Source organism: Prevotella conceptionensis 9403948 (genome assembly GCF_000312305.1).
In the GTDB taxonomy this organism is placed as follows: Bacteria; Bacteroidota; Bacteroidia; order Bacteroidales; family Bacteroidaceae; genus Prevotella; species Prevotella conceptionensis.
The window spans coordinates 115,238-126,787 of sequence record NZ_HE999451.1 but is presented as its reverse complement, the minus strand read 5'-3'; the positions used below and the strand labels follow the sequence as shown (position 1 = coordinate 126,787).

General features: G+C 50.1%; 6 protein-coding genes and 1 pseudogene. 3 read left to right on the top strand and 4 right to left on the bottom strand.

Features of this window, described 5'->3' with window-relative positions; genetic code table 11:
- Positions 1-330 precede the first annotated feature (330 nt).
- The 3 genes from BN93_RS13080 to BN93_RS13065 all read right to left on the bottom strand — a co-directional run bounded on the left by BN93_RS13080 (position 331) and on the right by BN93_RS13065 (position 6,226).
- The gene (locus BN93_RS13080; protein ID WP_019188762.1) at positions 331-522 is read right to left on the bottom strand and encodes a hypothetical protein; all 192 of its coding nucleotides are present in this window, start codon (positions 520-522) and stop codon (positions 331-333) included.
- Positions 519-4,064, bottom strand: coding sequence for a leucine-rich repeat domain-containing protein (locus BN93_RS13075; RefSeq protein WP_044260807.1), 3,546 nt, complete (start codon positions 4,062-4,064; stop codon positions 519-521). The genes BN93_RS13080 and BN93_RS13075 overlap by 4 nt, the downstream gene beginning before the upstream one ends.
- A gap of 932 nt (positions 4,065-4,996) precedes the next feature.
- Positions 4,997-6,226 (bottom strand): anaerobic sulfatase-maturation protein, encoded by a 1,230-nt coding sequence (locus BN93_RS13065; RefSeq protein ID WP_044260804.1) that lies wholly within the window; start codon positions 6,224-6,226, stop codon positions 4,997-4,999.
- A 463-nt stretch (positions 6,227-6,689) separates the two neighbouring features.
- Between BN93_RS13065 and BN93_RS13060 the strand changes: the two genes are divergently transcribed.
- From BN93_RS13060 to BN93_RS13050, 3 genes are read left to right on the top strand one after another with little or no spacing between them, the layout of a single operon-like run.
- Positions 6,690-7,460, top strand: a complete 771-nt coding sequence (locus BN93_RS13060; protein ID WP_019188757.1) for a NigD1/NigD2 family lipoprotein — start codon at positions 6,690-6,692, stop codon at positions 7,458-7,460.
- A gap of 4 nt (positions 7,461-7,464) precedes the next feature.
- A complete protein-coding gene (locus BN93_RS13055) occupies positions 7,465-8,034 on the top strand; it encodes an RNA polymerase sigma factor (RefSeq protein WP_019188756.1) in 570 nt (189 codons plus the stop codon).
- On the top strand, positions 8,031-9,356 hold the full coding sequence (locus BN93_RS13050; RefSeq protein ID WP_019188755.1) for a porin family protein: 1,326 nt from the start codon (positions 8,031-8,033) through the stop codon (positions 9,354-9,356). Before BN93_RS13055 ends, BN93_RS13050 begins: the two co-directional genes overlap by 4 nt.
- 517 nt (positions 9,357-9,873) lie before the next feature.
- On the opposite strand, the pseudogene BN93_RS13045 reads toward BN93_RS13050, so the two are convergent.
- Positions 9,874-11,550: pseudogene (locus tag BN93_RS13045) on the bottom strand (DNA-directed RNA polymerase subunit beta'); the annotation flags it as partial.

Genomic DNA, 11,550 nt, shown 5'->3' with positions numbered 1-11,550 from the left:
CGTTCTTTTTCGTTTCTCGAAAAGTGCGTTTTCTCGCCATGACAATGTCCGAGCAAGCTCGGCATTGTTCATTTGGCTTAACGAAAACCTTCTTTTCTCGTTCCTCGAAAAGTGCGTTTTCTCGCCATGACAATGTCCGAACAAGCTCGGCATTGTTCATTTGGCTTAACGAAAACGTTCCACAGAAAAGGCGCAAGTATTGTCTTTCGACAAAGCTTGCGCCATAACAGAGTTATATAATTTGCGACAGCTTAACAACGTGCCACAAAAACAGGTAAGGAGTGCCACGCCCCCCGCTGTAAAATGCAATGAGGCGTGGCTAACGTAGGGTTAGTTTTCCCAAGGGTTGTAATCCTTCACGTCCCAGTAGGGTTCTTCTTCAAAATCATCGGCCTTGGCGTCGGCATCGCCACCAATCTCATTGTCTCCTCCCTGAGGCAGAGATGCCTCGTACATGATAGGATATGCATTGAATGCAACTATTTCAGCCAACGGCTTTTCGTATGTTCTCTTACTTTTCATTTTACTATCACTTTTTTGCCTTTGTGGATATACACGCCCTTGACAGGGTTACTAATTCTGCGACCGCTAAGGTCGTAATAAGAGTCGTCGGAAGTTGAAGTCGGATTGTCGTCTGCGCCCACTTCCTCTATGCCCGTTGTTTCGTCGTTGTCGAATAGCAGTGTGAGTTTCGCACCGGCAGGCACATTGATGTTGATGTATGCCTTGTGCACGCCTATGGTAAGTTTGCCTTCATCCTTGAACTGCTGTGCTTGCGTTACGCGGAAGGCCTTGCCTTTGCTTACGTAGAAGTTGGTGTTGCCGCCCTCGTTAGGCGTAATGTCCTTTGCGTTCACCGTCACCGGTTTCAGGATGTTCGTTCCCGAATAGCTCCACTTGTCGTCTTCGCCAATGCGGTAATAGAAGTCGGCTGGCAATGAGCCGCCTATAGCCCTGAGCACTACGCCCGTGTTGGCGGGCACATACAGTCCGTCTGTGGCAGCGCCTTCACCAAGATTGATGCTCTTCATGTGGATAACGCTCTTGCCTACCTTCTCGCCAGAGGTGAAGGCGATGACCTTCGGGCAGTTTTTAGCCCCATCCCAGAACATGCGGTTGCCGCCATTGTCTACGTCGCCGAAGTCTACGTCGAACTCTCGACTGAATGTACCGAATTCGTTCGTGATGGAGAAGGCAGACGTGCCGTCGCCCTTAATGCGGTAGTCTAGTGCCGAGGCATAATCGACCCACGCCGTCTTGTATCCGTCCAGTTTCGATTTCTTCACATATATCTTCTGTGTGCATGCACCCGTACCGGCTGCGCCACGGAAGAACTCGCTGAAAGGTGCACCCAACGAGAAATAGTTGCGCGAAAGCTTGGTGGCAGGCGTGTTGCCCGTAAATACCACCTGGCTGATGGTTGTGCTTACTGGCTGTATCGTGTTTTTGGCCACACGTTTGGTCTTTGTTACGAAGGCCATGGCGCCGATGTAGTCTACATCCGCATTCACAACCACTTCTTTCATGTTGGCGTTGGCGTTCTCAAAGGCATAGTCGCCGATAAGCCCCACCTTATAGGTAGTGGTTGTTGCGCCGTCGTTGTAGGTAATGGTCTTGGGCAACACAAACGTCTTCACGTCGGCCGTGGTAGAAAGGAAGTCTACCGTTGTTGTAGAGGTAGGTATGTATTCGTCGGTAGCGGCCGTAGTTCCCTCGGCCTTGACGGTGAACGAAGGCTTAAGCGTAAATTGTTTCCAGAAGGGGTCGGCCTTATACTGTGCCAACAGGTTTTTACGCACATACACCGTGATGTGTTGCTTGGCGTTGTCGGTGGCCACCGTGCCGTCGTCGAAGGCCATGGTGTTGGTTCCTTGGTCTATCTTGGACGAAGGTATCATCTCGTCGCAGAGCAGCGTCATCGTTTTCAATGCGGGGTTCAACCCGAAGGCGCGTTTGCCGATGGTGTTCACCTTAGCTGGGATAACGATGTTGGTGAAGTTTGCATTGCCCTCGTAGAAGGCGAAGTCGCCAATCTTGGTGATTGAGGGTGGCAGCAGCGTAAAGTCGGTGCGTGCTTTGCCCGGAGGGAAGATAAGCAGCTCGCTCTTGTCCTTGCTCAGCAGTATGCCCTGCACGCTTGAATATTTCGGATTGGCGGGATCGACGTCGATGTCCGCCAGCTTTGAGTCGAACTTAAACGCTTCGGGGTGAATGTTGGTACAGCCCGCCGGCACGATAACGCGTTCCAGCACGTTGCATCTTCTAAATGCGTCTTTGTCGATAGACTTCACGCCTGTGGGTATTTTGATGCTTTTGATGCCGCTGTTGGCAAAAGCGCCTTTTCCGAAAGAAACTATTGCACTGTTGTTGGCAAAGGTAACCTTTTCCATAGCGGGCGTGTTGCCGAAAGCGTTGTCATGGATGCGAGCGACAGAAGCCGGGAAGTTAAATTCTTTCAGCTTTTGCTTATCGGCAAAGACACGCGTTCCAATAGCTTCCAGTTTGCAGCTACCCAGGAAGTTGAAGTTGGTGAGATTATCACAACCAACGAAAGCCCCTCCCCATATTGCTTTAAGTTCAGAACCGTCGGGGACATTTACGGTTTCCAATTTGTCACATCCGGCAAAAGCATCACCTAAAATTTTAACCGACTTTGGTAGCGTTACGGTTTTTAGTTCATGACACCACAGAAACGCTCTAACATATAAGTTTTCGAGTTTCGACGGTTCTTCAAACGTCACGGTAGTTAGTTTTGTATTCCTGAAAGCCTCAGTACCAATAGTGGTAACTCTTGCGGGAATCGTAATGTTTGTGATTTTCGAATACATAAGAGCCATTTTCCCTATATAGGTAACGGTGCTCGGAATGGTATATTCCCCTTGCCGTGCCGGCGGGTAAAACAACAATTTCGTTTTGTCTTTACTAAATAACACGCCGTCTGCATCCGAACAATAGTTGGGATTGTCGGGGTCTACCACATATTTTTCAAGTTTAATAAACGAGCTGAAAGCGGCCTCACCAATACGAGTAAGTGTCTTGGGGATTCTGATTTCTTTCAAATTATAGCAAGTAGATGAGGCATATTCTCCCACAGAATCAACATTATTGAAGTCTATCGATGTAAGGTATTTGTTCCAAGAAATGGAAAACCCGTATGGTATAGTTTTAACCTCATCGGGTACTTTGAATGTAGCATTTGTTTTGCCAGCAGGATAATATATCAGTTTTGTTTTATCTTTGCTGTACACCACTCCGTCTATGCTGCAATATGTTTGATTACCTGCATCAACCACAATCTCTTCCAATTGTCTAGGACTGTATGCAAATGTAGGCCACCTGCCCATATATAAGTCGACAACCGATGCGGGGACAACCAACTTTTTCAATGTAGGTGTTTCCTGAATTGCATCTACATGCACCTTTTTTGTGTTGCTGTTAATGGTAAAGCAATTGCCTTTTGAAGAGAAATCCTTATTAAAAGGCACGCATATCAACTCTTCGTGGTTTTTGGTATAAAGCACGCCGTCGTCTGAAATAAACGCGGGGTTGCCTGCATCTACAAGAATCTCCTTTAGCTTGATGCACCTACCCAGCAAAACGTTTGCTCTATAGTGTATAGTAGTTACGCTGGCGGGAAGCCTTAACGAGGTTATGCCCGAATTGGCAAAACAATAGCATGCAAGTGTAGTAATGGTGTTGGGCAATACTACTTCTGTAATGCCCGAATCCCATCTAAAGGGGTCATTATCACCAGCACCGCCAATCTGGGTTACAGTGAAATGGGTGTCTACGCCGTCGAACACCGTTGCGGGGATGGTTACCTTGCCCGATACGCCCCTTACATTGTACACGGCCAGTTTGGGACTTGACGTACTGGCATCTATCACACGGTAGGTGATGTGGCCTTGGATGAAGTATTCGCCCTCAACATAAGCATGGGCCGCCAGGTTTCCAACAATCAACAAAAACAATAGGCAAACGCCTCGAACGGAGCACTGCATAAGGGAACTGCCAGACAGTAGGTGCCGTAGCGGCGTCCCTATGTGGTCTAAAAATCTTTTCATAAGCTTATATATTAATCATTTTGTAAATCTCTTTCTTCTATTGTGAAATCAATATCCTGCTGTACCTCTACAGGTATATCTACATATAAGGTATAGGTTGATGGTAATAACCGTTATTTTTCGTTTCTCGAAAAGTGCGTTTTCTCGCCATGACAATGTTCGAGCAAGCTCGGCATTGTTCATTTGGCTTAACGAAAACGTTATTTTTCGCTTCTCGTTCTCCGAGAATAACGGTATCTTGTCATATCAATGCCCAAGTAGGTTCGGCATTGCGCATTTGGTTTAACGAGAGTGTTCGTGTTTGGAGTGCCCCATGTTGTACTTTGTTCCCATTTTGCTGTCCGCAACATGGCATTGGCCGGCTACCATGCCAAGAAGGGCATGAAAGCCAGGCTCTGCTTTGGCCTCACGAGAGGGGGCGGCTGGTCGCGCGCACGTCCAAAAAGAAATATGTTGTTTTTCGTTCCTCTAAGAGTGCGTTTTCTCGCCATGACAATGTTCGAGCAAGCTCTACATTGTTTATTTGGCTTAACGAAAACGTTGGTTCCCCTTGCACACGGGGTGGGCTGCATTTGGCCGAAAGATAATAAATGATTCTTTTTGTCGCCCATCCTTCCTTTACAGAAAAGCATTTCGTTTCTCTGCATCGCGCCTTCATCTTTACCTACAAATAAGAAAAGACGTAGTGGGTTAGTATGTTTCTCTAATCTGTTCATTATCCTTCAAATTTCTTTCGGCTATCCTTCTATTTAGCTGATGCGACAAAGGTAAGTATTTCTGCCGAGAAGAGCAAGGATGTGAACTGTTTTTGCGTGTTAAGAAACTGTAACGTCCTAAAAACGAACAGTTTGACAGAAAAGTTGGAAAGAGCTGACAGGCCTGTCGGACTGGTCAGACCAGTCGGACTAGTCAGACCAGTCAGACCAGCCGGACTAGTCCGACCTGTCGGCTCTTTTTAGTCTTTCCATGATGTTTGCCGGTGGGCGTTGCGCCTGCAATTCGCGTTTCATAAACTCGAAATAAGGGGCGGCATGCTCAAAAAATTGGTAATAACCCTTGCAAAGGTAGTTAAGGCCAGGTTGGTTATAGCGGTCGCGAACAAAACGATTTTTGGGACATTCGCCATGACAGGCAAAGCGGAAACGGCACTCTTTACACTGCCGCGGCAAAAGTGCATTCTTCAATTTGGCAAACTCTTTCTGCCGTGGCGAGGTCATCATCTCGTAGATGGTCTTATCTTTCAGGTTGCCGAGCTTATACTCTGGGTACACAAAATGGTCGCAAGCATACACGTCGCCGTTAAACTCCATCACGCCCGCATGCCCACATTCGGCAGCCATCGTACATAAACCAGGAGCCACACCCACCCAGTTGGCCAGCGTGGCATCGAACATTTGTACGTAATATTGCCCCACATCGTTGCGCACCCACTCGTCGAAGATGGTGCACAGAAAGTTGCCCCACTGTTCGGGCGTTACCGAAAAGGGGGCCAACTTGCCGCCTTCGTACATGCCCGGGGCGAGCCTCAACCCGTCGTTGCGCGTAACAATACGCTCCACAATGGGTGTAAACTGGATGTAACGGCACTTTATCTCCTTAAAGAAATGGTAAAAATCCAGTGGATAATCGGCATTAAAATCGTTCACCACAGCCAGTGCGTTCCACTCCACCCCATGCTTATTAAGTAGCCTTATGCCCTGCATAACCTTATGAAACGAGGGTTTGCCCGATGCCGTCTTGCGATATTCGTCGTGAAACTCTTGCGGTCCGTCGATGGAAACGCCCACTAAGAAGTTGTTTTCCTTAAAGAATTTGCACCACTCGTCGTTAAGCAACGTGCCGTTGGTTTGTATGCAATTGTCCACCTGCCTACCGCGAGCGTAGGCACGTTGCAACTGCAATGCGCGCTTATAAAAGGATATGGGGCGCATCAATGTTTCGCCGCCATGCCATGTAAAGAGCACTTCGGGCGTGGTTTGCGCCTCCATGTACTCGCGGACGAACTTCTCCAGCATCTGGTCGGAGATGATGTGGGTGGGGCAATTGGCATATAGCTGTTGCTTTTCGAGATAATAACAATACTCGCAACGAAGGTTGCAAAGCGACCCTGCCGGCTTTAACATGATGTACATCGGGTGGCCGAACGGATTGATTGTTGCCATAGCTAACTTATGGAATTGATGTTTTAGCGTGTTCTGCAAACATCCCATCGTGGCACAATCGCCTTTGAAGGACATCGCAGGAACTTACCTTCAAAGGTAAACAAAATATTTCTGAAAAACACCAAAACAGCCATGCGATGCGCCAATACAACATGAAACATGTGCCAAGCAAAGGAAATGGCAGGTTAGAAACGCCCGCAACAAAGGTATTTCGGTTGTGCGTAGCCAGTTGTTTTATGTGCCAACAGCCGCATGGAGATGCCGCTGCCGGGGGCGTTTACAAAGCTCCGCAACCCACTTATGCACAAGGCACAGGCCTATGCGCCACCCATTGCACTGCCCAACAGTTTCAGTCCACGCCTCGGCAGTTAACATTCTTTTAGATAAAAATAAGCCAACATCACGCAAGTTTTCATATAATTGCAGTTTAAAAGGCAAACATCAAACAAAAAACAGACGGATTATGAAGCAGTTACATTCATGGCTTGCTGGTGTGGGTGCCGTTGTCGCCGTATTCACATTCGTTGCTTGCCAAAACGACAAGGAAGAGGATATGCAATCGTATCCAACGGCTTTGGTGACGGTGAAACCAAAGGCACTGGACAATTCGTTCACGTTGCAGCTGGACGATTCGACACAACTAATACCCCACAATCTGAAGACTTCGCCCTATGGGTCGAAGGAAGTGCGGGCCTTGGTGAACTATAACGTAGTGGCAGGTCCTGCGGCTAAAAAAGAAGATGGGCGCGTGGACGAAAGAACTTACGTGAACATTAACTGGCTGGACAGCATCCGCACCAAACCGGTGGCCAAGAACATGGGCGACAACAACGTGAAAACCTACGGCAACGACCCGCTGGAAATTGTGAACGACTGGGTGAGCATTGCCGAAGACGGATACCTTACGCTGAGGTTCAGAACAAGATGGAGCAAAGGCGCTAAGCACATGCTGAACCTGGTGGCAACGCCTACGAAGGACAATCCTTATAAAGTGACGCTCTATCACAACGCATACAACGACCTTTTCGGGCGAATGGGCGACGGGCTTATTGCGTTCCGCTTGGCCGGACTGCCCGACACGGGGAAGAAATATGTGTGGCTAACGGTGGAATGGGAGTCGTTCTCGGGAAAGAAAATGGCGAAATTTAAGTACGCAACACGTAAGAACAACGGCACGCCCAGAGGAAAGATGGCCGTTCTTACCGCCCCAGTACAGATTACAAGCGTAAACTAGGGACGTGCGGTTTTTCATCGGAGACAAAGAAAAGATAATCGTTAAGCGATTGCATGGCGGCGACAAATCCGCCATGCAAGACTTCTACACCCTTTACGCTGACTATCTTACCAGCGTGTGCGCCAGGTATGTCGACAACGACGACGACCTAAAAGACGTGCTGCAAGACAGCATGGTGAAGATGCTCACCGGCATCGGCCAGTTCGACTATCGCGGACCTGGCTCGCTGCAAGCCTGGGCAACGCGCATCGTGGTTAACCAATCGCTGTCGTTCATCAAGCGAAAACGCACGGCGGCCATCGTGTCGCTCGACATAGACCTGCCCGACGAACCGGAAAAAGACGACCCACCCATAGACCATATACCGCCCGAAGTTATCCACCAAATGGTGAGAGAACTGCCAACGGGCTATCGAACGGTGTTCAACCTCTACGTTTTCGAAAACAAGAGCCACCAAGAAATAGCCCAACTACTAGGAATAAAGAGAGATAGTTCGGCCTCGCAACTGCATCGCGCAAAGAACATGCTGGCCAAAAAGATAGAACAATATAACAAAACCAACCTTGCACAATGAACGAACAATGGAGAACGAACATGCGAGAGAAACTTGACGGACACCGCCAAGCAGCTCCACTGTTGTCGTGGGACGAGGTGGAACGCCGCGCCGCCGCGGCAGAAAAGTCGGCCAAGGTTGCCGCATGGGGGCGTCGCGCCATGGCTGCCGCCGCAATGGTGATATTCTTATGCGGTGTGGCCGCTACGCTGTTGCTGCTCAACGATGGGCAAAACGCGCAACAAGTGGCCAACCTTGAACGCCATTATGCACCCCAACACAATACCACGAAACCCGCAGACAATGGCACAAACGCCGTTGCACACAACATCAACGCAGAAAAAGGAACACGCACTGCCAACACCGCCGGCAGCGACAACACGCAATACTACTACGCAAGCGACAATAGGAACATCGTAAACCAAGAAACAAACCTATACGCTGCGGTGCCTGCAAACAACCAACAAAAGGCAGGCCAACCGCAAGCCAACATCGAAACCACGACCGACACCCAACAGTCAATAACAGACTACACCTCCAAAAACAGTACTGACAAGGCCCCACAGGGGCAACAAACCACGAGGACACAGCCCAATAGAACCGAGAGCTTGCCTGCCAAACTTCCACGAAACACGGCAAAGCCCACAAGGGCCGGCGGCGCATGGATGGCCAAGGCATACGTTTCTGGCGGGGCTATGGGCGCAAACAACAGCCAGATGCAACGCCCCATGTTGGCTACGGCGCACACCTATGGCGCACCTTTCGATGAGGAGATACGCAACGGGGAGTATGTGCGGCTTGAGGACACATCGCCAGCAGTGGAAACAAAGGCTCACCACAGGCAACCGCTTAGGGTGGGTGCGGCCGTGCGCTATGCGCTGAACAACCGTTGGAGCATAGATGCAGGCCTAACCTATGCGCGCCACCGGTCGGACATAACGCGTAAGATGGGCAACGTTGTGAACGAAACGCAACAAACGCTGCATTATCTGGGCGTACCGCTGAACGTGAACTATCGCATTGTGGGCAATCGCCGTTTCAACGTGTATGCGGCGGCTGGCGTTACGGGCGAGAAACTGCTGAAAGGCAAGCGCAAAACGGTTACGCAAAACGAGGACATGCCCGACGATGTTCAAACGGAATCCGTTAAGGAGAACCGCGCCCAGTTCTCGGTAAACGCTGCCATCGGCGCCGAATACAAGATAGACGACCGGCTTAGCGTTTTTGCAGAGCCCGGCATAAGCCACTATTTCGACAACGGCAGCGAACTCTCCTCTATATATAAGGAGCGTCCCACAAACTTCAACCTCAATGTGGGCTTGCGTTTCTGCGTAAACAAGTAACCAAGCATAAGGCCCTTGCGGGCTGAACACAAACAAAGGGGCTTGCCAAATGGCTGTTTGCCTACTGAACACGTTGGCCGGACATGCCGTTTGGAACCCCGAAAGAACTGACAAAATAAGGATAAGATAATGTTGTTAATGAAAAAGAAGGCAGTAGGCCATTAGCCACAACCCAACGGGGTTGTGTATGGCAGACCTGTACTTCGGTGGTTTTTTGCAGATACTTTTACTCATTTGAAAGAAAATAGGTATGCTGATTGTTAGGATAACACGCTGCTTGTTAGGAGTAAGGCCGTATTCCATTAGGTTGGGATGCGGCCTTCCGCATTTCGTTTCGGGTTTTGGCAACTGGCCCTCCGATTAAGATGCTGAGGCCGTATTCCTAGTAAACCAACACGATAAGTAAGCCTATACTGGTTGATGTACATATTGAAAAAGGCCATCGGCATTGCTGCCGATGGCCTTTAATCATATTCTCGCCTTGAAAGGCGGAGATGGGGCGGCGATATACGCGCGCTTACTCTTGCGTTGCCGTTTCTTTATCAGAATAGTCGATAACGTTCTTGCGGTTGGCCTGCATGCGGTCGTACTCTTCTTTCGAGCCGACGATGATGCGTTCCCACTGACGAAGACCCGTTCCGGCAGGTACGAGGTGTCCGCAGATAACGTTTTCTTTCATTCCTTCGAGGCGGTCTACCTTTCCACGGATGGCGGCTTCGTTCAGCACCTTGGTGGTTTCCTGGAACGATGCGGCACTCATGAAACTCTTCGTTTGAAGAGCCGCACGGGTGATACCTTGCAATATCTGCGTTGAAGTGGCAGGCACGGCATCGCGAACTTGCACGGGACGGAGGTCGCGACGCTTGAGCGAAGAGTTCTCGTCGCGCAGACGGCGAGCCGTAACGATTTGACCTGCGCGCATGGTTTCGCTGTCGCCGGCATCGGTTACCACCTTCTTGCCCCAAATGCGGTCGTTCTCTTCCGAGAAGTCGAGCTTGTCTACCAACTCTTGTTCGAGGAAAGTGGTATCGCCCGGGTCGTTGATTTGCACCTTGCGCATCATCTGGCGCACGATAATCTCGAAGTGCTTGTCGTTGATTTTCACACCTTGCAGGCGGTAAACGTCTTGCACCTCGTTGACGATATACTCTTGCACAGCCGTGGGACCCTTGATGGCCAGAATGTCGTTGGGCGTTATCACACCGTCGGAAAGCGGCGTGCCAGCGCGAACGGCATCGTGCTCTTGCACCAAGATTTGCTTAGAAAGGCTGACGAGATACTTCTTTTGGTCGCCCGTTTTCGAAGTGACAACGATTTCGCGATTACCACGCTTTACCTTACCCATAGTAACCTCGCCATCGATTTCGGACACAACGGCAGGGTTGGAGGGGTTGCGTGCCTCGAAGAGTTCGGTAACACGGGGCAGACCACCCGTGATGTCGCCTGCACCACCCACGGCACGGGGAATCTTAACGAGGGTTGTACCCGTCTTTATCTTCGCACCATCTTCAACCACCACGTGGCCACCCACGGGGAAGTTGTACGTGCCCAACACTTCGCCATTAGCCGCCACGATGTCGCAAGTGGGCACCTTCGAACGGTCTTTGGCATCGGTGATAATCTTTTCGGTAAGTCCTGTGGTCTCATCAGTTTCTGCACGGAAGGTAACGCCTTCCACCACATCGTGGAACTTCAACGTACCTGCATATTCGGAAACGATAACGGCATTGAAGGGGTCCCATCTGGCAATGAGCGTACCTTTCTTAACCACGTCGCCGTGCTTGTTGTAGAGCGACGCACCGTAAGGAACGTTAAGCGTAGAGAGGACGATGGAGGTGTTGGGGTCGACGAAACGGATTTCGGCCAAACGGCTAACCACCATCTCGCAGTTGCGTTCGCCGTCTTCGCCATCTTCTACGAAAGGCACGGTGCGCAACTCGTCGAACTCGATACGCGAGTCGTTCTTTGCCACGATAGAGGCGTTGGCGGCTGCGTTACCAGCCACACCACCCGCGTGGAACGTACGAAGTGTAAGCTGCGTACCCGGCTCGCCAATGGCTTGGGCAGCGATAACGCCCACAGCCTCGCCCATTTGTACCATTCGGCTTGTGGCCAAGTTGCGGCCGTAGCACTTCATGCAGACACCATGCTTGCTTTCGCAAGTTAGCACCGAGCGTATTCAACACTCTCGATG

Bases quoted from the DNA above. Each gene is read 5' to 3' on its own strand.
- BN93_RS13080 (WP_019188762.1), bottom strand. From the start codon at position 522: ATGAAAAGTAAGAGAACATACGAAAAGCCGTTGGCTGAAATAGTTGCA.
- BN93_RS13075 (WP_044260807.1), bottom strand. From the start codon at position 4,064: ATGAAAAGATTTTTAGACCACATAGGGACGCCGCTACGGCACCTACTG.
- BN93_RS13065 (WP_044260804.1), bottom strand. From the start codon at position 6,226: ATGGCAACAATCAATCCGTTCGGCCACCCGATGTACATCATGTTAAAG.
- BN93_RS13060 (WP_019188757.1), top strand. From the start codon at position 6,690: ATGAAGCAGTTACATTCATGGCTTGCTGGTGTGGGTGCCGTTGTCGCC.
- BN93_RS13050 (WP_019188755.1), top strand. From the start codon at position 8,031: ATGAACGAACAATGGAGAACGAACATGCGAGAGAAACTTGACGGACAC.